General features: G+C 54.4%; 24 protein-coding genes. 14 read left to right on the top strand and 10 right to left on the bottom strand.

The genetic code is table 11. The features are described from left to right. Positions 1 to 10 precede the first annotated feature (10 nt). The 12 genes from K5Y32_RS10015 (at position 11) to K5Y32_RS09960 (ending at position 11,138) form a co-directional block, all read left to right on the top strand. The gene (locus K5Y32_RS10015; RefSeq protein ID WP_222183333.1) at positions 11 to 352 is read left to right on the top strand and encodes a PTS lactose/cellobiose transporter subunit IIA; all 342 of its coding nucleotides are present in this window, start codon (positions 11 to 13) and stop codon (positions 350 to 352) included. Next, on the top strand, positions 345 to 1,658 hold the full coding sequence (locus K5Y32_RS10010; protein WP_222183332.1) for a 6-phospho-beta-glucosidase: 1,314 nt from the start codon (positions 345 to 347) through the stop codon (positions 1,656 to 1,658). The genes K5Y32_RS10015 and K5Y32_RS10010 overlap by 8 nt, the downstream gene beginning before the upstream one ends. Before the next feature lie 31 nt (positions 1,659 to 1,689). Then, the gene (gene celB / locus K5Y32_RS10005; protein WP_137387379.1) at positions 1,690 to 3,042 is read left to right on the top strand and encodes a PTS cellobiose transporter subunit IIC; all 1,353 of its coding nucleotides are present in this window, start codon (positions 1,690 to 1,692) and stop codon (positions 3,040 to 3,042) included. Positions 3,043 to 3,483: 441 nt separating this feature from the next. Next, positions 3,484 to 3,744 (top strand): biofilm/acid-resistance regulator YmgB/AriR, encoded by a 261-nt coding sequence (locus K5Y32_RS10000; protein ID WP_101761515.1) that lies wholly within the window; start codon positions 3,484 to 3,486, stop codon positions 3,742 to 3,744. Positions 3,745 to 3,902: 158 nt separating this feature from the next. After that, positions 3,903 to 4,244 (top strand): hypothetical protein, encoded by a 342-nt coding sequence (locus tag K5Y32_RS09995; protein ID WP_101761514.1) that lies wholly within the window; start codon positions 3,903 to 3,905, stop codon positions 4,242 to 4,244. Positions 4,245 to 4,454: 210 nt separating this feature from the next. Continuing rightward, positions 4,455 to 4,919: a nucleoside deaminase gene (locus K5Y32_RS09990; RefSeq protein ID WP_222183331.1), complete on the top strand. Its 465-nt coding sequence runs from the start codon at positions 4,455 to 4,457 to the stop codon at positions 4,917 to 4,919. Between the two features lie 213 nt (positions 4,920 to 5,132). Next, positions 5,133 to 5,843 (top strand): FadR/GntR family transcriptional regulator, encoded by a 711-nt coding sequence (locus K5Y32_RS09985; RefSeq protein WP_222183329.1) that lies wholly within the window; start codon positions 5,133 to 5,135, stop codon positions 5,841 to 5,843. Then, positions 5,830 to 6,996, top strand: a complete 1,167-nt coding sequence (locus K5Y32_RS09980; RefSeq protein ID WP_222183327.1) for a PLP-dependent transferase — start codon at positions 5,830 to 5,832, stop codon at positions 6,994 to 6,996. Before K5Y32_RS09985 ends, K5Y32_RS09980 begins: the two co-directional genes overlap by 14 nt. Before the next feature lie 20 nt (positions 6,997 to 7,016). After that, entirely contained in the window at positions 7,017 to 8,288 is a 1,272-nt protein-coding gene (locus tag K5Y32_RS09975; RefSeq protein ID WP_222183326.1) for a sugar ABC transporter substrate-binding protein, read from the top strand. A 24-nt stretch (positions 8,289 to 8,312) separates the two neighbouring features. Next, positions 8,313 to 9,233, top strand: a complete 921-nt coding sequence (locus K5Y32_RS09970) for a carbohydrate ABC transporter permease (RefSeq protein ID WP_192234862.1) — start codon at positions 8,313 to 8,315, stop codon at positions 9,231 to 9,233. Positions 9,234 to 9,242: 9 nt separating this feature from the next. Then, complete coding sequence (locus tag K5Y32_RS09965; protein WP_222183324.1) at positions 9,243 to 10,067, top strand: carbohydrate ABC transporter permease; 825 nt, start codon at positions 9,243 to 9,245, stop codon at positions 10,065 to 10,067. A 3-nt stretch (positions 10,068 to 10,070) separates the two neighbouring features. Continuing rightward, positions 10,071 to 11,138, top strand: coding sequence for an ABC transporter ATP-binding protein (locus K5Y32_RS09960; RefSeq protein WP_222183322.1), 1,068 nt, complete (start codon positions 10,071 to 10,073; stop codon positions 11,136 to 11,138). Positions 11,139 to 11,179: 41 nt separating this feature from the next. On the opposite strand, the gene K5Y32_RS09955 is transcribed toward K5Y32_RS09960, so the two are convergent. Both K5Y32_RS09955 and K5Y32_RS09950 read right to left on the bottom strand, forming a co-directional pair. Continuing rightward, positions 11,180 to 11,401 carry a hypothetical protein gene (locus tag K5Y32_RS09955; RefSeq protein WP_101761506.1) on the bottom strand — a complete coding sequence of 74 codons (222 nt, stop codon included), beginning with the start codon at positions 11,399 to 11,401 and terminating at the stop codon, positions 11,180 to 11,182. Positions 11,402 to 11,655: 254 nt separating this feature from the next. Further along, complete coding sequence (locus K5Y32_RS09950) at positions 11,656 to 11,868, bottom strand: hypothetical protein (RefSeq protein ID WP_222183320.1); 213 nt, start codon at positions 11,866 to 11,868, stop codon at positions 11,656 to 11,658. 362 nt (positions 11,869 to 12,230) lie between these two features. Here K5Y32_RS09950 and K5Y32_RS09945 point away from each other — a divergent pair, with 362 nt between their 5' ends. Next, on the top strand, positions 12,231 to 12,503 hold the full coding sequence (locus K5Y32_RS09945; RefSeq protein WP_222183318.1) for a hypothetical protein: 273 nt from the start codon (positions 12,231 to 12,233) through the stop codon (positions 12,501 to 12,503). Here the strand turns inward: K5Y32_RS09945 and K5Y32_RS09940 are convergent, their stop codons facing one another. Together K5Y32_RS09940 and K5Y32_RS09935 are read right to left on the bottom strand one after the other, a co-directional pair. After that, positions 12,504 to 12,710, bottom strand: coding sequence for a hypothetical protein (locus tag K5Y32_RS09940; protein WP_101761503.1), 207 nt, complete (start codon positions 12,708 to 12,710; stop codon positions 12,504 to 12,506). A gap of 81 nt (positions 12,711 to 12,791) precedes the next feature. Then, positions 12,792 to 13,274, bottom strand: a complete 483-nt coding sequence (locus tag K5Y32_RS09935) for a MarR family winged helix-turn-helix transcriptional regulator (protein ID WP_101761502.1) — start codon at positions 13,272 to 13,274, stop codon at positions 12,792 to 12,794. A gap of 183 nt (positions 13,275 to 13,457) precedes the next feature. Here K5Y32_RS09935 and K5Y32_RS09930 point away from each other — a divergent pair, with 183 nt between their 5' ends. After that, positions 13,458 to 14,033: an NTP transferase domain-containing protein gene (locus K5Y32_RS09930; protein ID WP_222183316.1), complete on the top strand. Its 576-nt coding sequence runs from the start codon at positions 13,458 to 13,460 to the stop codon at positions 14,031 to 14,033. On the opposite strand, the gene K5Y32_RS09925 is transcribed toward K5Y32_RS09930, so the two are convergent. The 6 genes from K5Y32_RS09925 to K5Y32_RS09900 all read right to left on the bottom strand — a co-directional run bounded on the left by K5Y32_RS09925 (position 14,020) and on the right by K5Y32_RS09900 (position 20,430). Beyond that, positions 14,020 to 14,943 (bottom strand): XdhC family protein, encoded by a 924-nt coding sequence (locus K5Y32_RS09925; RefSeq protein WP_110866895.1) that lies wholly within the window; start codon positions 14,941 to 14,943, stop codon positions 14,020 to 14,022. The two genes, K5Y32_RS09930 and K5Y32_RS09925, sit on opposite strands and share 14 nt — an antisense overlap. Before the next feature lie 17 nt (positions 14,944 to 14,960). After that, the gene (gene paoC, locus K5Y32_RS09920) at positions 14,961 to 17,159 is read right to left on the bottom strand and encodes an aldehyde oxidoreductase molybdenum-binding subunit PaoC (protein WP_222183314.1); all 2,199 of its coding nucleotides are present in this window, start codon (positions 17,157 to 17,159) and stop codon (positions 14,961 to 14,963) included. Between the two features lie 3 nt (positions 17,160 to 17,162). Continuing rightward, positions 17,163 to 18,113 carry a xanthine dehydrogenase family protein subunit M gene (locus K5Y32_RS09915; RefSeq protein ID WP_222183312.1) on the bottom strand — a complete coding sequence of 317 codons (951 nt, stop codon included), beginning with the start codon at positions 18,111 to 18,113 and terminating at the stop codon, positions 17,163 to 17,165. Then, positions 18,110 to 18,658, bottom strand: a complete 549-nt coding sequence (paoA, locus tag K5Y32_RS09910; protein WP_222183310.1) for an aldehyde dehydrogenase iron-sulfur subunit PaoA — start codon at positions 18,656 to 18,658, stop codon at positions 18,110 to 18,112. The genes K5Y32_RS09915 and paoA overlap by 4 nt, the downstream gene beginning before the upstream one ends. 196 nt (positions 18,659 to 18,854) lie before the next feature. Further along, complete coding sequence (locus tag K5Y32_RS09905) at positions 18,855 to 20,120, bottom strand: type II toxin-antitoxin system HipA family toxin (protein ID WP_222183308.1); 1,266 nt, start codon at positions 20,118 to 20,120, stop codon at positions 18,855 to 18,857. Beyond that, entirely contained in the window at positions 20,110 to 20,430 is a 321-nt protein-coding gene (locus K5Y32_RS09900) for a helix-turn-helix domain-containing protein (protein WP_176972443.1), read from the bottom strand. The genes K5Y32_RS09905 and K5Y32_RS09900 overlap by 11 nt, the downstream gene beginning before the upstream one ends. Position 20,431 lies beyond the last annotated feature (1 nt).

Here is a 20,431-nt window from a genome sequence, read left to right as displayed (position 1 = left end):
GGGATTCTGCATGTCTGAAATCGTGGCTATCGAGTTTGAAGAGGAAATCATGCTGCTGCTGGTGCAGGCCGGCGCAGCCCGCAGTGCGGCCATCAGCGCGCTGCGACTGGCGCGTGAAGGGCGCTTTGACGAGGCGCAGCAACAGCTGGCGGCGGCAGGTGAAAGCATCAGCGCTGCACACCAGCAGCAAACCGCGCTGATCGGTCTGGATGAAGGCAGCGGCAAGTTGCCGGTCACGCTGATTCTGGTGCACGCCCAGGATCATCTGATGAACGCCATGCTGATTCAGGATCTGGCTGGCGAAATCATTGAACTCTACCGCCGCACTGCGGCAGGAGGCACAGATGCTTAAGATCGCAATTATTGGTGGTGGCAGCAGTTATTCACCGGAGCTGGTGGAAGGGATCATCAATCGCTATGCGCAGCTGCCGGTGACGGAACTGGCGCTGGTGGATATCGAGCAAGGGCGTGAAAAGGTTAATATCATCTCCGATCTTACTCGCCGCATGCTGCAGCAAAACGGGCTGGAGCAGGTAAAAGTCAGCGTGCATTTTGAGCTGGATGAGGCGATTCGCGGCGCGCGGTTTGTTCTGACGCAGCTGCGTGTGGGACTGTTGGCCGCGCGCGCGGCGGATGAGCGCCTCGGGCTGAAATATGGTCGGCTCGGCCAGGAAACCACCGGTGTTGGCGGCTTTGCCAAAGCGCTGCGCACCATTCCGGTGATGCTCAAGGTAGCGCGCAAAGTCGAGGAACTGGCACCGGACGCCTTTATCATCAACTTCACCAATCCAGCGGGGATTGTGACGGAAGCGGTGTCGCGCTACAGCAAGGCGAAAATTATCGGCTTGTGTAACGTGCCGGTGAATATGCATCACATGATTGCCGGCATGCTCGACGCGCCCTGGGATGACGTGCAGCTGCGCTTCGCCGGGCTCAATCATCTGGTGTGGGTGCATCAGGTGACGTGCCGGGGCGAGGATGTGACCGCGCAGGTGATCGAGCAACTGTGCGACGGCCAATCGCTCACCATGAACAACATCAAAGATATGCCGTGGTCGCCGCAGTTCCTGCGCGCGCTCAAAGCGATTCCGTGCCCGTATCACCGCTATTACTGGCAAACGCCGCAGATGCTGGCCGAAGAGCAGGAGAAAGCGCAAAACGGTCATGAAGGCACGCGCGCGGAGCAGGTGATGAAAGTGGAAGCGGAACTGTTCGCGCTGTATGCCGACCCGCATCTGGCGCACAAACCTGAGCAGCTGAGTTTCCGTGGCGGCGCGTATTACTCCGAAGTGGCGGTTGAGCTGATTAGTGCGATTCACAATAACAGCGGCAAAAATCTGGTGGTGAACTGTCGCAACAATGGCGCGATTCATGGCCTGCCGGATGACGCGGTGGTGGAGGTGAACTGTCTGGTTGATGCGCAAGGCGCGCATCCGCTGGCGTTTGGTGAGTTGCCGCCGCTGATGAATGGCCTGACGCAGCAGATCAAAGCGTTTGAACGCCTGACTATCGAGGCCGCGGTGCGTGGCGATCGTGAGCAAGCGCTGCTGGCGCTGCTCGGCAATCCGTTAGTCGGTGATGTCGCGACCGCCGAAGCTTTGCTTGACGAAGTGCTGACCCTAAACAAGCCGTGGCTGCCGCAGTTCGCCACGCCATAATCCGTTGCGCCACTGAGCCAGAGGAACACCTATGTCTAACCGTACTTTTATAGATCGTTATGTCTTGCCCGTCGCACTGAAAATCGCCGGTCAGAAGCATGTGCTCTCCGTGCGCGACGGCATCATTCTCAACATGCCGTTTATGCTGATTGGCAGCTTCTTCCTGATCTTTGCCTATCTGCCGATTCCGGCGTGGGGTCATTTGATGGCGGATCTGTTTGGCGAGACGTGGCGCAACAAACTGCTTTATCCGGTGCGCGCGACCTACGACATCATGGCGCTGATCTCCAGCTTCGGCATCGCTTACCGCCTGGCGGAGAAGTATCGCACGCTTGATCCGCTCACCAGCGGCGCGATGGCGTTAGTGGCATTTGTGATGACCATTCCGCAGCAGACGCTGTTTGCCCCGGTGGAGGGCGCGCCGACGCAGTTGGTCACCGGCGTGTTGCCGATTTCACTGATTGGCAGCCAGGGTTTGTTCGTGGCTATCGTGGTTGCGCTGCTCTCGACCGAGATTTACCGCTTTGTGCACAACCGTAATCTGGTGATCAAGATGCCGGAGGGCGTGCCGCCTGCGGTGGCAAAATCCTTCCTCGCGCTGGTGCCCGGTTTTTGCGTGCTGGCGGTGGTGTTGGTAATTCGTCTGGCGGTGGAAGCATCGCCGTTCGGCGATATCAATAACCTGATTGCTACTGTAATTGGTTTGCCGATGCATCACGTGGGCGGCACCTTGCCTGGCATGATCTTCTCGGTACTGCTGATAGGGATTCTCTGGACGCTTGGACTGCACGGCGACGCGATTGTGCTGGTGTTTATTCAGCCGGTTTGGCTGTCGAACATGAGTGAAAATCTTGAGGCGTTTCAGCACAACCAACCGATTCCGCACATCTTTACCCAGCAGTTTTACGATTTGTGGATTGCGCCAGGCGGCACCGGCGCGCTACTGGGATTGGTGATCTTTATGCTGATTCGTTCACGCAGCCGCCAGATGAAGCAGCTCGGTAAAATTGCCGCACCGGCGGCGCTGTTTAACATCAGTGAGCCATTAGTGTTCGGCATTCCGCTGGTGATGAACCCGTATCTGTTCCTGCCCTTCATTCTGACGCCGGTGGTGTTGGTGATTGTGTCGTGGGCGGCGATGAGCACCGGTTTGGTGGCACCGCCGGCCGGGATTGCGCTGCCGTTTACCACACCGATTTTCGTCAGCGGCTATTTGGCTACCGGCGGACATATTTCCGGCACCGTTTTGCAGGTGGTGAATTTGACGATTTCGCTGGTGATTTACTATCCGTTCTTCCGCGTCTGGGATCGTCTGAAATTCCGCGAGGAAGAGGCCAGCCTGCAGCAAGCAAAAGTGGTGAGCGGCGAAGCGGTAACGCCTTGAACACCGGGCAGAAGCGCATCAATGTGCGCTTCTGTAATCTGTAAACCGATAAACAACAATGCGCATTAATCACCTAACAGGACTAATTTACAATTCTCTTTGGACTCTAACTATCACTCAACTGACTGTTATCGCTGATTTTATTTCAATTGCTTAAAATAACAGCGGTTTTATTAAAAGAAACTTCTGTACTCTTATTACGTGTTTGTATATTTTTGTGATCAAGTGGTGACATAACTTCTTTCACCCCGAAACCCACGCTACTCAATGTAAACGTCAGCAGGCTCTCTTGATAGACATTTTCTCTAAAATTAACAATATTCCCCTTTTATTAAATTCAATCAGCTTAACGAGATCATTTGCGATCTCATTTTTCAGACTATTCCATTAATTTTTTATTACTCCATAAAGTGCTGGCACTAACGTCGCCAGGGGAAACGCATGCAAAAAATGAATATCAGTACCGATTTTATCGCCTATTTCAATTGTGGTTCTGTAAAACTGAAATCTGAGGCCGAAATATTGGGTTCAATTATCACCGCTATCATAAAAGATAAAAAAACCGTTACCAATAAGAGCATTATTGCCTATCTGCTGGCAGAGCTTGAGAGCACCAATGATGTGATTTTCCAGGATTGCCTGCGGAATACGCTGCAAATCGTGGTAGGAAAGACGCCGGATGATGACGGCTTTTTCAGTTAAGATAATCTCCCATAATTAAGAACGTGGGTTTTAAACCGATTCATTTTTAAAAGTTCAGGATTTATCTGACAGTATCAGGCCATGAGAATGGCGTTATAATTACTGGCCCGACCAGAATAATCTGGCACACAGATAAATCCAACAATAAGTGATATTTTATGAATTACAGCAATTTTTCAGCAAAAGTGAGTTTCTGGCCCAATATGCATTTCACCGCAATTGAAATTGTACAGTGCGGCGATCTCTACGAAATATATGCGACGGACATTTCCCGTCTCGCTAAAAGTAAGCTTTTTGTCGGGCGCACCCATGATAAAAATCTGGCGGATTCCTACGCGAAACAGTTCGAAGAGTGGTTACCTAAAGTTAATCGTGAAATGAAACTGCGTGACATTGCGCCGTTAACAGGAAATATGCCGTCGCAGGTTTTTTGTAGAAAACGGGATCTTGAAATTTTGCCGAGCCAGGCAGAATTTTTGCGTAACCCTCATCAATGGTAGTCCTCAGTAATAAGTCTTAAAAATGCGAGCTTGCGATTAAGATTATTACTCTTCTAAAGGCGGTGCTGCCCATCACCGCCATCAGAAATAAACTTTTACTCATTCAACGGTTAAATCGTATACGTTTAGCCTGCTCATCGCTTTCGCATTATACAAAACTGAACCAGGCTCAACATGTCATGGTTAATTATGTATACAAGCGAGGAACGAATGGATTTTGTACAACGCACGATTGATTTAGCAATGAAAAACGTTGAAGAGGGCGGTCGCCCATTTGCAACAGTCATTGTTCGCGATGGCAAGGTAATCGCTGAGCGCGCAAACCAGGTCGCACAGACAAATGATCCCACGGCTCACGCTGAAATACTGGCCATCCGCGAAGCCTGCCGTGAATCAGGCAGCGAAAACCTCACTGACTGCGACATTTACATTCTCGCCAGCCCTTGTCCAATGTGTCTGGGGGCACTCTATTATTGCAGTCCAAAGCAGGTGATATACATCACCAAACGCGAAGAGTATTCGACATATTACCGTGACGATCGTAAATACTTCGAACTGGACACCTTTTACACTGAATACAGTAAGCCGATTGAGCAACGCCGGTTGCCGATGACATATCAGCCTCGTCCGCAAGCGCTCGACGTCTATAAACGCTGGCAGGTTTTAAATAAATAAAAGCGTGTTAGTTGCTCGCGGCTAAATCCCTTTCAAGTTGTTCAGCACTCTTGCCACGTACCCATCTGGTGCAAATCTCCCGATTTGCACCAGCAAAACTCATAACGTCCACTTATTACCCCGCCCAAAATTCATCTAATTCAGCGTATTAATAAACTGGCACGCGCGTTGCTATTCGATTGGTAGAGATGTTGGACCAATTAAGGCCATGCGATGCAGATACCGGTTGAACTTCATCCTATTACCACGCCGCGTAGCGATACGCTGATCCTCGATGCGCTAACACGTTATATGGCGCAGTCGGGTGCGCAGCCCGGCAGTCGCTTGCCGCCGGAACGGGTGTTGGCGGAGAAGCTTGGCGTCAGCCGCAATACGGTGCGTGAAGCACTCAAACGCTGGGAAGCGCTAGGCATTATTCTGCGTAAAAAGGGCAGCGGTACTTTTTTGCAGGCGGAAGTGGGCGTTAACGACAGCTTCTTATCGCTGCGCTTTAAAAACGACTCGGCCAACATGCTGCACGCGCTGGAAGTGCGTCGCATCATCGAATCGGAATCCTGCGTGTTGGCGGCTCAACGCGCCACGCCAGACGATCTGATCGAAATCGAGCAACGTCTTAATGAGATGGAGAAAGTGCATCTGGCGATTGGTTCTGCCGGTGCGGAAGACTGGGCGTTTCACGCCAGCATCTATCGCGCTGCGGGGAATCCATTGCTGCTGCAAATGCTCAACGGCATCTATGACTCATTTCATGCATTTTTCGAATCACCGCCGGAACAGGCGCTGTTTTCGGACTCTTTCCCGCTGCACCGTGAACTCTTCGACGCTATCCGCCAGCGCGATTGCGCGGCGGCGCGAGCCATCTGCCATCAAATTCTCGATATCACCGAACGCGACATGAAGGATGTAATTAATGCCAAACGATAAGTCGATTCCGCAACAAACGCTGCTCACCCACGATCAACGCCATGAAATGGGCGCGGTCACCACGCCGATTTACCAGTCTTCGCTGTTTACCTTCAGCGATTACGACAGCATGATCGCGCGCTTTCGTGGCGAGAGCGATCAGCCGCTCTATTCGCGCGTCGATAACCCGACGGTAAAAGCGCTGCAGGACAAGATGGCGGCGCTGGAGGGCGGCGAAGCCTGTCTGGCTTTTGGCAGCGGCATGGCGGCGATCAGCAATGCGATTCTCAGCGTGGTGGCGCCGGGTAAAAAAGTGGTGTGCGTTAATCACGTTTATCCCGATACCTACCGCTTTCTGCGCGGCTTCTGCCAGCGGTTTGGCATCGTTACCGAGTTCGTCGATGGTGATGACGAAGCCGCAATTCGTGCAGCTTTAACCGATGCCAGCCTGCTGTATCTGGAAAGTCCCTCAAGCTGGGTGATGAGCGAACAGAATCTGAATAAGCTCGGCGCGATGGCGCGCGAAGCGGGCGTGGTCAGCATTATCGATAACAGCTGGGCTTCACCGATTTTCCAGCAGCCGCTGCTGTGCGGCATCGATATCGTGGTGCACTCGGCGTCGAAATATATCAGCGGCCACAGCGATGTGGTGGCTGGACTGGTGATCGCCAGCCAGCAGCACATCAACAATATCACCCGTCACATCAGCCCTTACCTCGGCGGCAAACTCTCGGCGCATGAAGCGTCGCTGCTGATGCGCGGCCTGCGCACGCTGCCGCTGCGCATGAAACAACATCACCAGAGCGCGCTGACCATTGCCGAGAAACTGGCAGAGCACCCGCTGGTGACCGACGTCTGCCATCCGGGGCTGAAACCGCAGTCGTGGTCCACCTTACGCGGCTACAGCGGTCTGTTTGCTTTTGAGGTGGCGGAGCAGGTGGATATTCCACAGCTTTGCAACGCGCTGGAGCTGTTCCACATGGGCGTGAGCTGGGGCGGATTTGAGAGTCTGGTGATGCCGGCGATTTCGGTGATCAATCAGGCCAGTGAATTTAACTCGGCGGTGGATTTCGGCATCTCGCCACGCCTGATCCGCATCTCGGTCGGCCTTGAAGAGACCAACGATTTGTGGGCCGATTTGCAGCAAGCCCTTGCCAGCGCGAATCGCGCGTAATCACTCACTGGAGAAAAGTCATGACGCAACGTTTTGCCGTGAAAGCATTAGTGTTAGCCGTGGGTTTGAGTGCAGCGATGAGCAGCCTCGCCGCCAAGCTTACCGTAGTGGAAGTGATTACCAGCCCGCCGCGCACCGCGCTGCTGCAAAAAATGCTCGATGAGTATAAAACCCAGCATCCCGGCACGGAGATTGAGCTGATTTCACTGCCGTGGGGCCAGGCGTTTGAAAAGCTCGGCACCATGCTGCAGAGCGGTCAGGTGCCGGATGTGGTGGAAATGCCGGATACCTGGCAAGGATTGTATGCCAGTAACAATATGCTGGAAGACCTCGAGCCGCGCCTGAAAAGCTGGGATGCCACGCCACAGCTCACCGATAAAACGCTGGCCATGGCGCGCGCCGCCAACGGCAAAGCCACCATGGTGCCGTACGGCTTTTATCTGCGCGCGCTGTTCTGGAATAAAAAGCTGTTCCAGCAGGCAGGATTGAGTGAACCGCCCAAAACCATGGAGGAATTCGCCAGCGATGCCCAGCGCATCAGCAAATTGGGGAATGGCATCAGCGGCTACTGCATGCGCGGTGGCGTGGGCGGCACCAACGCCTGGATGATGTTTATGGCGGCGATGAACGGTTCGCCGGAGTTCTTCGATAAACAAGGTAACAGCACGCTGACCGAGCCGGGTGCGATGAAAGGCGCGCAGCTGCTGGTGGATATGTATCAAAAGGGCGGCGCCTCGAAAGACAGCGTTAACTGGGGCTTCAATGAGATCGTTTCGGGCTTCTATTCAGGTAAATGCGCAATGCTCGATCAGGATCCCGACGCGCTGATCGCCATTAAAAACAGCATGGCGGCCGATGATTTCGCTGTGGCTCCGATGCCGGTTGGCCCGTCAGGCAAAGCTTTCCCGACCATTGGCTATACCGGCTGGTCGATGTTCAAGCAGGGTAAACAGAAGGATCTCGCCTGGCCGCTGATTACCTTCCTCAGTGACAAAACCAACAACCTCGCATGGTCAAAATTCGTCGGCACGCTGCCGATTTACAAAGGTGCCGAGCAAGACCCGTTTTACCAAACGCCGCAGTTCGCCGGCTGGTTCAAAGAGCTGAACGATCCTAACTATGTGCCACTCACCATGCCAACCCATCTCAAAGGCTGGGGCTATTTCAACTCGGTGATTGTGAAAGAGAGCAGCCAGGAAACCTTGCTGGGTGAGAACGATACCGAAAGCATGGTGAAAGATTGGGCGAACTATCTCAGCAAAGAGCAGAAAGCCTGGCTTGCTACGCAGTAACCTTTAACCACGCGGAGTGTGATTATGATGCTTGATGCTTCTCTGCCCAACAGTCCGGCGCGCCGCCGCCTCCGCTGGAGTCGGCTGGCTGAGCCGTGGTGGTATCTCTCGCCTGGCCTGTTGCTGATCGCTTTGTTCATCTTTGTGCCGATGGCGATCGGCATCTCCTACGCGTTTCAGAGCATTAACCTGCTGAATCCGCTGGAGACCGGTTGGGTCGGCTGGGATAACTTCAGCGAGATGTTTGATGACCGGCGCTTTTTCAAAGCGCTGGGCCACACGCTGAACTGGACGCTCAGCTCGCTGCTGCTGCAGTTCTTTTTCGGTTTGGCGCTGGCGCTGCTGCTCAATCGTGAATTCCGTTTTCGCCGTTGGGTGCAGGCGCTGGTGTTCTTGCCGTGGGCGGTGCCGGCATTTCTCTCTGGCTTGACCTGGTCATGGTTGTTCAATCCTGTCGTCGGGCCGCTGCCGCAGTGGCTGAGCGATTTGGGCGTGCTGAGTGAGCCGTATAACATTCTGTCCGATCCGCAGTTGGCTATGTGGGGACCGGTGATTGCCAACGTCTGGTTTGGCATTCCGTTCTTTGCCATCACGCTGCTGGCGGCGCTGCAGTCGATTCCCAAAGACCTGTACGAAGCGGCCTCGATTGACGGTGCCAGCGGCTGGCAGCAGTTTCGTCGCGTCACGCTGCCGTTTCTGGCACCGATGATCGCTATCACCGTGATGCTGCGCACCATCTGGATCGCCAATTTTGCCGACCTCATTGTGGTGATGACCGATGGCGGTCCGGCGGGATCGACCTCGATTCTCTCCAGCTACATCTTCACCACCGCCTATCGCAAGCTCGACTTTGGCTATGCCTCAGCGATGGCGGTGTTTCTGTTACTGCTGATGACCTGTTATGCGCTGGTGTTGCTGCGCATCCGTCATCAGCTGCTGAAATAGGAGGCGACGATGCGACTCTTACCGCTGATTGGCCATCGCCTGAGTATTGCGGCGTATCTGCTGTTCGCGCTGTTTCCGCTGTATTGGATCATCAAAATCTCGCTGACGCCGGACCAACTGCTGTTTAGTCAGGGCGTTACGCTGCTGCCGAGCGGCGTGACCTTTGGTCATTTCAAAAAAGTGCTGACCGACAGTGATTTCCCGACCTTTTTTACCAACAGCCTGATTGTCTCGTTTAGCACCGCGTTTCTTATCACGCTGATTGCCGCTGCGGCCGGTTATGCCTTTTCGCGCTTTCAGTTTCGCGGCAAAGTGCTGATCGCCGGGCTGCTGCTGTTCACGCAGATGTTTCCGCTGGTGATGATCATCGCGCCGATTTACAAGGTGATGGCGCCGCTGGGCCTGACCAACAGCTTGCTGGGGCTGATTCTGATCTACACCGCGTTCAACGTGCCGTTTGCCACCTTTCTGATGCAATCCTTCTTTGATGCGATTCCCAAAGATCTGGAGGAGTCGGCGATGCTGGAAGGCTGCACGCGTTTTCAGGCGCTGTATCGCGTGCTGATGCCGCTAACCTTGCCGGGCATGGCGGCCACATTGGGCTTTGTGTTTACCGCAGCGTGGAGCGAGCTGCTGTTCTCGCTGATGCTGATCAACAAAAACGAAGTGATGACCTTCCCGGTTGGACTGCTCAGCTTTGTGTCGAAATTTGCCGTTTCCTGGGGCGAGATGATGGCGGCGGTGGTGCTGGCGCTGATCCCGGCCTGTCTGTTCTTCGCCTTTATTCAACGCTATTTGGTTCAGGGACTCACCGCCGGTGCGGTTAAGGGGTAAATCATGGCTGAAATCACGCTCAAACAGATCGACAAGCGCTATGGCAACGTTGAAGTGCTGCGCGATATTAACCTCACCATCAAAGACGGCGAATTCGTGGTACTGGTGGGACCTTCCGGCTGCGGCAAATCGACGCTGCTGCGCACCATCGCCGGACTGGAGCTGGCGACCGGCGGCGATATTCGTATCGGCAACCAGCTGATGAACGATGTGGCACCCAAAGATCGCGATATCTCGATGGTGTTTCAAAGTTACGCACTCTATCCGCATCTAACTGTGGCGCGCAATATGGGCTTCAGCCTGGAAATTCAGAAGCGTCCGCGCGCGGAAATTGAAGAGAAGGTGAGGCGTGCGGCGGAAATTCTCAGCCTGACGCATCTGCTTGATCGCCGACCCAAAGAGTTATCCGGCGGTCAGCGGCAGCGTGTGGCCATGGGACGCGCCATCGTGCGTCAGCCGCAGGTGTTTCTGTTTGATGAACCGCTGTCGAACCTGGATGCACAGTTGCGCGGTCAGATGCGCGTCGAGATCAAGAAGCTGCACCAGCAGATGAACAACACCATTGTGTACGTGACGCACGATCAGGTTGAAGCCATGACGCTGGCGGATCGCATTGTGGTGCTGAACAACGGTGTTATTCAGCAGGTCGGTACGCCGCTCGAGCTGTATGACACACCGGCGAACAAGTTTGTCGCCAGCTTTATTGGCTCGCCATCAATGAACTTCATCAATGGCATGATGACCGCGCAGGGCTTGCGTATTGGCGATAGCGCACAGCTGCCGTTGAATCAGCATTGGTCGCAGCATCAGGCTGGGCGAGCGGTGATTTACGGTATCCGCCCCGAAAACGTGGCGATTGCTGAAGCGGGCGCGATGAATGCGCTGCCGTTAGAAGTGTCGCTGGTGGAGCCGACGGGATTATCCGAGCTGATTCATGGATCGCTGTTGGGGCATGACATCATGCTATTCACCACGCAACGTTCTGGCGCACAGGCGGGGGATATTCTGCCTGTGACCATTGATGCGGATCGCGCGATGCTGTTTGATGCGGATTCGCAAAAACGTTTATAACGCGTGTTACAGCTGCCTGTTTGCACAGGCAGCTCAGGGAATTACTTAGATTGCTGCTGTTTGCTGTCCGCTTCTTTCTGCTTTTTGTTCGCCATATGGTGACCAACCGCACAACCCGCTGCTGCACCCGCAACGCCGTGATGCGCCACGTGGCCCGCCACGCCGCCGACAACCGCTCCTTTGATGCAGCCCTTCGCTTCGACCTGAGAAGTGACCGACAGCAGCACGCCCGCAGTTAATACAATCAGAGAAAATTTACGCACTGGATTTATTCCTTATAAAGTTAATAGCGTGTAAATACACGCTTCCAGTGTAGTAAGTGGAATAAATCCTACCGTTATAAACTGTAAACAAAGATATTTTAACGAAATACCCTAATGCGGTTTAGTGAACGCTTTTTAATCGGCTTATTTAACATTATTAATCATTGATAAAAGTCACAGACTAATGGAATGCGCTAGCGAGTGTTTATCAGGTTTGTAGAAGAGAAGCAGCCTCCTTGCTGCCCGCATCATCGTTAACGTTTCAGTCTGGCCCAATCGACAAACTGGCCATCCTCCATCACCGCCGCTTTTTCCGGAAAATAGTGATAGAAAATAACGGTTAATCCATCGCCTTGCATAACACGCGCAGAGTCGGTGGTGGCTATCTCCGCCATCATCTTGCCGTCGCAGGTGACTTCATGATTCTTCACATTAAAAGTGAATTTTCTGAACTGATAGATTTTCAATTTCGCTGCATCCTAACCGATAACAGTAAGGCAAAGTGAGGTGAGAAAAGCAGGGTTTGCGGCTTTCATACTATTTATTTCCTGTGGTGATTATTCGCCATGAAAACGTACGCGAGGCCACTAAGACTTTTCTTATCTTTAATCAAGTTGGATGAGCTTGTTTTTATCGGGGAATGTCATCGCGCCGCGGCGATCATTTTTTATGCGGCAAGACTTGCTGATAGCGCTGCTGAATTAGATTGGATTTTACAAAACAATTGTTTTCTCTTAACCTGACTGACGCACGTTGATTTTCTCAAGATAACAACGCCATTGGTTAATAACTCTTAAGCTTGAGTAAATATGACTACACAGAGAATTAAATGACCAGCAGTTACGATGAACAGATGAAGGACCGAATGATTGGTGAGGCGCTGCTTGCTCTTTTAGAAGACCAGGTTGCAGTATCCTCTGCGGCGCTGATAGCCAAACTTGAAGAGATGGCGGAAACAGAAGAGGAAAGCTACAGGCGAGTTGCCTGCCAACGCGCACTGGCGGATGTCAGAAATCATAGCGTCAGGACCAGCACGCAACGCGACGGACAAGATTTCAGTAGTGAGAAGCATGCTAATATCCCGAATGAGAAAAAGCACTGATTACGATGCTAAACACTTTTCCGCAATCTTACTCATCGCGTTGACATAATCCTGCTTGAGCTGAACGGGCGCGGCTTCTTCTTGCTGCTTCAATAGCGCAGTAATGTGATCAAGTTGCAAAGGTTGATCGGATTTAAGCAGGCATGACACGGCGTGACCAATGACAGCATGAATGTCATCCATATTTTCCGCTTTCTCGTCTGACATCACCTTCTCCTTAATCCCTTTGCTAATTAACATTTTTCAGCTTGCTCCAAAGCATTCATAGGAATGTATTATTTCGCGCCCTCAGGGCAGGGCATTGATCAGTTTCTGGCGCAGCGTGGTTACACGTGCAGTGAGATCGGCCAGTTCTTCATAAGGCGTATCCATCACTGACACCATGTCAGCCGGAACGCCGGCCGCCGCGATCTTTAATTCTTGTCCCTGCTCAGTGACGGAGATCAACACTCTGCGCTCATCGCCACCGACATCGCGTTTTCTACTGATAATGCCAGCCTGCTCCAATCGCTTTAAAAGCTGGCTGAGCGTGCCTGAATCCAGCTGCACGCGCGCGCCCAATTCTGAAACGGTGACATGGTCTTTTTCCCACAGCGCCAGCAGCACCAGATACTGCGGATAGGTCAAACCCAGTGGTTTCAGTCGCGACTGATAAAGTTTGGTCATCGCAAGGGACGCGGAATAGAGCGCGAAGCAGAGAAACTGGTCGACAGTCACCGGCGCTTCACTCTCAGGACCTACACAGCAAACTTCATCGTTTAACTCTTTCATATCACCACTATTTTTAAGGCAGAGTTGCAGTCGTTAAGACTGAAAAACGTGAATATATTGACATAAATTAGATTGAAGTCAATCTAATTTGGATTGGCTGTTTTTTGTTAATATCTATTATAAATCATATAATTAACTATAATTTCATTAACAATCGATGGTAACGCAAGGCTTAAAACTTCTATGGATTCAGCAACGCCCGGCATTCTCATCCTCGCGGCAGGTAAAGGTTCGCGTTATATCGCCAGCGGCGGCAGCGGCAATAAGTTGCTGGCCAGCATGGGCGACGATGCGCCGGCGGTAATTGAAACGGTGATCGAACAGGCAAAGCTGAGCGGGTTGCCGGTGGCGCTGGTAACGCGTCCCGACTATCTGGCGGTGCGTCAGCATGCAGTAAAGGCAGGCGTGCAGCTTGTGCTGTGTGAAAGTGGCGGCAGCGGCGAATCCATTGCGGCGGGCGTGGCGATGACCGCTCACTGGAACGGATGGATCATTACGCTGGGAGATATGCCGTGGCTAACGGTGGATCATTATTGGCAAGTAAAAGAGGCGTTAGAAAAGGGCGCGGCGCAGGTGCGTCTTACCTATAAAGGCAAACCCGGCCATCCGGTCGGGTTTGCTGGATGCTACGCTGAGGCGTTACGCAATTTGCAGGGCGATGAAGGTGCCAGAGCGCTGCTGGAACCGCGCTTATTGGTCACCTTTGAAGCGGATGCTGCTGTACAGCGCGATTTCGATGTGGTGGCTAAACCACGTTGAGCCGAGCCGCCGCGACATCCGCGACAATTGATAGCGCTAGCGTGCGCGCATCGCGCGCCTGGGCAAAGATGCCTATCGGCGCTTTGATACGCGCAATCTCTTCCTCACTAAACCCTAGCGACAGCAATTTCTTAATACGCGTTGCATGCGTGCGCCGACTTCCCAATGCTCCGATATAGAAGGGTGCAGAACGCAGCGCTGCCAGAAGCACTGGGAGTTCGCGATCGAGATCGTGATACAGCAAAATCACCGCCGTGAAGGGATCAACGGCCTGCGCCTGCACATCCTCGCCAGAAAGCACCTCGTAACCAGCGGCCTGCGCAATCGACGCCGTCGCCAACGCTTCGACTGAACGTCCATATACCGCCACGCGTGTTTTTGGCAGATAGCCGGTGATAAAGGCATCCTCCTGCCAGCCGGTCATCTCAGTGCAAGCAGCGCTCGCCAGCCGCTGAAACGTCGGCAGATAGCGCAGCGCTGCGGGTTGACGCTTTGCCAGCAAATCCAGCACGTTTCTAAGCGGTTGCGCGTCACGTAGCTGATGGAAAGCCAGCGTGATGCCGCCGCCACAGGGCAGCACAATATCCAGATAAGGCGATCCTTCGCCATATCTCACAAAGCGATCTTTGCTAGTGGCGATAACTTGCAACGCTTCATAAGCCGCCGCCGCTTCCACGCAGCCGCCGGAAACATAGCCGCAATAGCGGCCATCTTCCCGCACCACCATCTGCGCACCCAATGCCCGCGCCGCGCCACCGCGAATCTCAACCAGCGTGACCAGCACGGCAGCGGAATCTGCCTCCATTGCTTCAAGCGCGAAGCGCAGGATGCTTTCACTGTCATCGGTCTGCAAAGCCTGCTGCGGCTTGATCTGCGGTTGCAGATCGTCATCAATCAGTAGCTGCTGCAATGCGCTTCTCCTCAACTTTAGACAAGGGCAGGCAAGCCTTTAAGTAACTTATCCAGCGTCACCGGATAGTCGCGCACGCGTACGCCGGTGGCGTTGTAAATGGCATTGACGATTGCCGCGCTGACGCCGCACAAGCCCAGTTCACCCACGCCTTTTGCTTTCATCGGTGAAGAGATGGGATCGGTGTCATCGAGGAAAATCACTTCCTGCTGTGGGATATCGGCGTGGACCGGCACTTCATAGCCCGCCATATCGTGGTTGACGAAGTAACCGAGGCGTTCATCGACGAACAGCTCCTCCATCAACGCGCCGCCAAGTCCCATCGTCATGGCACCAATCACCTGGCTACGCGCCGTTTTGGGATTGAGAATGCGTCCGGCGGCACAAACCGCCAGCATGCGCCGCACGCGCACTTCACCGGTGGCGATGTCCACGCCGACTTCAATGAAGTGTCCGGCAAAGGTGGATTGCTGATATTGCTCATCAAGATCGCCAAACTCGATGGTGTCTTCCACGGTGATGGTGGCTTCGGCGGCGGCCTGGGCGAGCGGCGCGCTCTGGTTTCCGTCATGCACCTGACCGTAGCTGAAGGTAGCGCGTTGCGCATCAAAGCCCAGTTTGCTGGCGACCGCTTCACGCAATTTCACGCAGGCGGCGTAAACGCCGGATGTTGAGGTGTTCGCGCCCCATTGGCCGCCGGAACCGGCAGAAATAGGGAAGTCTGAATCGCCTAAACGAACCGCCACACGCTCGATCGGCACGCCCATCATCTCCGCCGCCGTTTGCGCGAGGATGGTATAGCTGCCGGTGCCGATGTCGGTCATGTCGGTTTCAACGGTGATGATGCCTTTATTGTCGAGATGCACACGCGCACCGGAAGGCGCCACCATGTTGTTACGAAAACCGGCCGCAACACCCATGCCGACCAGCCAGCGTCCCTCTTTGACCATTGCCGGTTTGGCGTTGCGTCGTGACCAGCCAAAGCGCTCGGCGCCGGTATTCAGGCACTCAACCAGCTGGCGGCGTGAAAAAGGGCGCTCGGGTTTGGCCGGATCGACCTGCGTATCATTGAGGATGCGGAAGGCAATCGGATCAATGCCCACTTTTTCCGCTATTTCATCGATGGCAATTTCAAGCGCCATCAGTCCAGGCGCTTCACCCGGTGCGCGCATGGCGTTACCTTCGGGCAGATCCAGCGTCGCCAGTCGTAATCCGGTAAAGCGGTTAGCACCGGCGTACAGCAGTTCCGTTTGCTGCACGGCGGTTTCAGGTGTGCCTCCCGGCAGGTTCCCCGACCAGCTTTCATGCGCGATGGCCTGAATCTTGCCGGCTTTATCGGTGCCAATGCGAATGTGCTGAATGGTGGCCGGTCGATGTGTGGTGTTATTGGCGATCAATGGCCGCGGCAGCATCACTTTGACCGGACGCTCTACCGCGCGCGCACCCAACGCCGCTAATACCGCATCGCTGCGCAGGAACAGCTTGCCGCCAAAGCCGCCGCCAATGTAAGGCGACACGATGCGGATCTTCTCCATCGGCATGTTGAGCGTGGCGGCCAGATCGGTGCGGCACCAGTCAATCATCTGATTCGAGGTCCAGACGGTGAGTTTGTCGCCTTGCCACGTCGCCATCGAGGCGTGCGGTTCCATCGCGGTGTGACTTTGGTCCGGCGTGGTGTAGTACGCATCCAGCTTGACGTCAGCTGCAGCAAACGCACCGGCGAAATCACCCACGGACTTATCTGGCGTATCTTCGGGCGCGGAGTTAATGTCCGGCTTTTGCTGCGCGAGATCATAAGCGCCGCGCTCACGCTGATAATCCACCTTCACTAAACTCGCCGCTGCACGCGCTTGCTCAAACGTCTCCGCCACGACCAATGCGACGGCCTGGTGATAGTGTTCGATGGTGTCGCCCGCCAACAGGCGAGCGGTATTTTTATCGCCTTTGCCCAGTTTTCCCGCGTTTTTAGCCGTCACCACCGCTAACACGCCCGGCGCATTTTGCGCTGCCTGCACATCAATGGCGGTGATTTTTCCTTTGGCGATCGGCGCGCCGACCACATAGCCGTATGCCGCATCGGGCGCTTCGCGATGCCATTCGTAGGCGTAATGCGCCAGGCCGGAGGTTTTCAGCGGTCCGTCGATACGATTGAGTGGCTGACCGACCACTTTGAGCTGATCAATCGGGTTGTTGCCTGCGGGTTTTTCGAATTTCATGCGTTATCCTCTCGCTTCTGCCAATACGGAAGCGAGCGTTCGCTGCGCCAGAATGATCTTGAACTCGTTTTCAGCGGTGGGTTGCGCCGTGGCGAACAGCCGATCGCTCACCGCCTGCGCGCCCTGAATCACCGCGTTATCCGCCTCTTCCAGCCGCCACGGCTGATGTGCCACGCCACCGAGCGCCACGCGACCGGATTTATCCGGCTGAATGATGGCGGCAACAGAGACCAGCGCAAAAGCGTAAGACGCGCGGTCGCGCACCTTGCGGTAAATGTGCGTGCCGCCCAGCGGAGCCGGCAGTGAAACGGCCACAATCAGCTCGCCAGGAGTGAGCACGGTTTCCAGATGCGGCGTATTGCCAGGCGCACGATAGAATTCAGCAATCGGGATTTTGCGCTCTCGCCCATCCGGGCTGACCGTTTCTACTACCGCATCCAGCAAACGCATCGCCACCGCCATATCGCTAGGATGCGTGGCGATACAGGCCTGGCTGGTTCCGACCACCGCATGCTGGCGACTGAAGCCATCCAGCGCCGCGCAGCCGCTGCCGGGCAAACGCTTGTTGCACGGTTGGTTGGTGTCATAGAAATAGGGGCAACGCGTGCGCTGCAGCAGATTCCCTGCGGTGGTCGCCTGATTACGTAACTGGCCGGAAGCGCCAGCCACTAACGCGCGCGACAGCACGCCATAATCGCGGCGAATACGCGCATCGGCCGCCAGATCGGTGTTACGCACCAATGCGCCGATGCGTAATCCGCCATCGGCTGTGGCCTCGATTTTGTCCAGCTCAAGCCCATTCACATCAATAAGATGCGCAGGCGTCTCAATCTCCAGTTTCATCAGATCGAGCAGATTGGTGCCGCCGGCGATGAATTTGGCATTGGTATGTTGCTGGGCGCTGGTAGCGGCTTCAGCCGGGGTTTTGACCCGCTGGTAAGTGAAGGCTTTCATGATTCCAGGCCCTCCGCGTACTCTTCAATCGCCGCAAGAATGTTGGAATAGGCACCGCAGCGACAGATATTGCCACTCATGCGCTCACGAATTTCATCCGCAGTCACGTTGGGCGCGGAAACCAGATCGTGGGTGACGTGGCTGGGAATGCCCGCTTTGATCTCTTCCAGCACCGCCATCGATGAACATATTTGGCCAGGCGTGCAGTAGCCGCACTGGTAACCATCATGTTTGATGAACGCCGCCTGCAAGGGATGAAGCTCATCCGGATTTCCTAAACCTTCAATGGTGGTGATTTCTGCATCCTGCTGCATTACCGCTAAGGTCAGGCACGCGTTGATGCGACGTCCGTTGACCATCACTGTACAGGCGCCACACTGGCCGTGATCGCAGCCTTTTTTAGTGCCGGTCAGATGCAGATGTTCACGCAATGCATCCAGCAGCGTGGTGCGGGTATCGACCTCTAATTGCTGCTGTATGCCGTTGACTTTGAAGCTGATCGGCACCTTTGACGGCAAAGGTGTTGTTAAGTGTTGGCTGCTCATGCCAAATCTCCAGTAAAAGGGTTAAATGTTGGGGTACAACTTATTTTTGTATGGTTTTAGAAGGGTAAGCATAGTCGGCATCTGCGAAAGCATTATCCGTAATCACTAAATGGGTTTATGAGCGGAAGTAATAAAAGCAGGTTAGGGCGGTGAATAGCCCGCGAAAACGGCGCTTCTCCAGGGCCGCAGCGGCTAACTATTTCGCCAGGTTTTTGATGTTTTCGTCAATGCGCGCCTGGAGAAAGCGCAGCGTTTCCGCAGTGATTTGCTCTGGGAACAAATCGGCCGCTTTGCGGGCAAAGCCAGATGCAACCGAACTGTAATTATCGATGATATCGCCTGCCTGCGCTGGCGTGAGTTCAGTTTCCTGTTGCCCGAGCGCTAACAGGTGAGCGCGTTTAATATCCAGCGCTTCACCCATTACATCCATCTGATGATAGCCACCCGGACCTTCGCAATAAGTCACATCATAAGCCGGTGCCAGCTGCCATTGCCCGCTGGCGGACATGATCCAGGCAAAGTTTTTAGGGTGATCGTCTCGATTATTGAAAACAACGTTGAACACCACTCTTTCAAATGCGCGCTCTTTTTCCCTGACATCATTGGTGCAGAGTTGGGTGGCGCGCAGAAAATTGGTGCAATCCAGTGCGCCGGGTGATTGGTAGTTTGCGCCGGTAAACGCCGCCAGACTCTGCATGGGAATGCGCAACCCGTTTTGACGGTCAAAACGTCGTGAAGCGAAAGCCGCCTGACCGTTCGGCAAGGCAAAATAAGCGGTATCTGGCGTGCTGATGTTGCAGTCACGCAGGCACTGCGCATACGCAGCTTCAATGGCACACACCTCAGGATGTTCCTGCCGCGCCGGAAACTTTATCAACCAGGCTTCTAACTCTGCTGAGGCCGCGGTGGTGAAGCCCCCGCTGACGGGATCGCGATAGAGTAGGGCTTTAGGTCTTGCACCTTGCGGTGAGCCGCCCATCTGCAGCAATCGTTGCAGAAATTCTCCGCCTTCGCCGTCCAGCACCTGCTGGACTTCGGCCGAGAGCTGGTCCAGCGCAATGTTATCTGGCCGTTCATCAGCTTCCGGTTGCGACGGTTCAAACGACATCGCACCCATCGCGTTGTTGCCTACATAAGTTAACCGTTCTAACGGGCCGATGCGTGCGGCGTTAAGCCCGCGCTGGCGGAACAGGCGATCCATCAGCGACATACCCCAGCCATCGGGTAACGCATCATAGACCGGGCCGGGCAAACCCAACTGATGAGCAGGGAAGTCTCTGCGTAATCGGGGACCTTTCAGAGGCAAAGTAAAGGAGGCGAGTTCCAGACCGCGCCGAGCCGCCGCTTCACTGTACTCAAACATAATCACCGGACGGCCGGTAAGGGCGGTCGAGGAGGCCAGCGTGCCCCAGTGGAAGCGTTCTCCCCAGCCGTCGTACCAGACATCGACTTTACTCACCATCTGCATTGCTCCTTTTCACCCGCTTGCGGCTGGCGTTTTTTTCGTAGCGCAGCAGGTCATCGAGACTATCGATTTGCGGGGCAAACAGCGCTTCCAGCTCGTTAACCCGGCCGAGCACCATCGCCACTTTCACCAGGTTTTCAAAGCCGACGTTACGACCCGCTTCCAGATTGGAAACTGTATTCACGCCAATTCCCGCCCTGGCCGCGACATCTGCCTGCGTCATCCGCTGTGCCAGACGCTCTTTACGTAAACGTCCACATAACAGCTTCACGATTTCTTCGGGTTTACTGAGAGTTAAATCCAGCATA

The sequence above is a fragment of the Pantoea sp. DY-15 genome (assembly GCF_019795935.1).
GTDB lineage: Bacteria > Pseudomonadota > Gammaproteobacteria > Enterobacterales > Enterobacteriaceae > Pantoea > Pantoea leporis.
The sequence above is the reverse complement of the archived record's forward strand: the minus strand, read 5'-3'. Positions and strand labels throughout refer to the sequence as shown.

Coding starts and splice junctions, on each gene's coding strand:
- K5Y32_RS09940 (WP_101761503.1), bottom strand. CDS start 12,710: ATGTCAGACGAGAAAGCGGAAAATATGGATGACATTCATGCTGTCATT.
- K5Y32_RS09915 (WP_222183312.1), bottom strand. CDS start 18,113: ATGAAAGCCTTCACTTACCAGCGGGTCAAAACCCCGGCTGAAGCCGCT.
- K5Y32_RS09980 (WP_222183327.1), top strand. CDS start 5,830: ATGCCAAACGATAAGTCGATTCCGCAACAAACGCTGCTCACCCACGAT.
- K5Y32_RS09945 (WP_222183318.1), top strand. CDS start 12,231: ATGACCAGCAGTTACGATGAACAGATGAAGGACCGAATGATTGGTGAG.
- K5Y32_RS09965 (WP_222183324.1), top strand. CDS start 9,243: ATGCGACTCTTACCGCTGATTGGCCATCGCCTGAGTATTGCGGCGTAT.
- paoA (WP_222183310.1), bottom strand. CDS start 18,658: ATGAGCAGCCAACACTTAACAACACCTTTGCCGTCAAAGGTGCCGATC.
- paoC (WP_222183314.1), bottom strand. CDS start 17,159: ATGAAATTCGAAAAACCCGCAGGCAACAACCCGATTGATCAGCTCAAA.
- K5Y32_RS09995 (WP_101761514.1), top strand. CDS start 3,903: ATGAATTACAGCAATTTTTCAGCAAAAGTGAGTTTCTGGCCCAATATG.
- K5Y32_RS09930 (WP_222183316.1), top strand. CDS start 13,458: ATGGATTCAGCAACGCCCGGCATTCTCATCCTCGCGGCAGGTAAAGGT.
- K5Y32_RS10015 (WP_222183333.1), top strand. CDS start 11: ATGTCTGAAATCGTGGCTATCGAGTTTGAAGAGGAAATCATGCTGCTG.
- K5Y32_RS10000 (WP_101761515.1), top strand. CDS start 3,484: ATGCAAAAAATGAATATCAGTACCGATTTTATCGCCTATTTCAATTGT.
- K5Y32_RS09900 (WP_176972443.1), bottom strand. CDS start 20,430: ATGCTGGATTTAACTCTCAGTAAACCCGAAGAAATCGTGAAGCTGTTA.
- K5Y32_RS09975 (WP_222183326.1), top strand. CDS start 7,017: ATGACGCAACGTTTTGCCGTGAAAGCATTAGTGTTAGCCGTGGGTTTG.
- K5Y32_RS09935 (WP_101761502.1), bottom strand. CDS start 13,274: ATGAAAGAGTTAAACGATGAAGTTTGCTGTGTAGGTCCTGAGAGTGAA.
- K5Y32_RS09905 (WP_222183308.1), bottom strand. CDS start 20,120: ATGGTGAGTAAAGTCGATGTCTGGTACGACGGCTGGGGAGAACGCTTC.
- K5Y32_RS09985 (WP_222183329.1), top strand. CDS start 5,133: ATGCAGATACCGGTTGAACTTCATCCTATTACCACGCCGCGTAGCGAT.
- K5Y32_RS09990 (WP_222183331.1), top strand. CDS start 4,455: ATGGATTTTGTACAACGCACGATTGATTTAGCAATGAAAAACGTTGAA.
- K5Y32_RS09970 (WP_192234862.1), top strand. CDS start 8,313: ATGATGCTTGATGCTTCTCTGCCCAACAGTCCGGCGCGCCGCCGCCTC.
- K5Y32_RS10010 (WP_222183332.1), top strand. CDS start 345: ATGCTTAAGATCGCAATTATTGGTGGTGGCAGCAGTTATTCACCGGAG.
- K5Y32_RS09960 (WP_222183322.1), top strand. CDS start 10,071: ATGGCTGAAATCACGCTCAAACAGATCGACAAGCGCTATGGCAACGTT.
- celB (WP_137387379.1), top strand. CDS start 1,690: ATGTCTAACCGTACTTTTATAGATCGTTATGTCTTGCCCGTCGCACTG.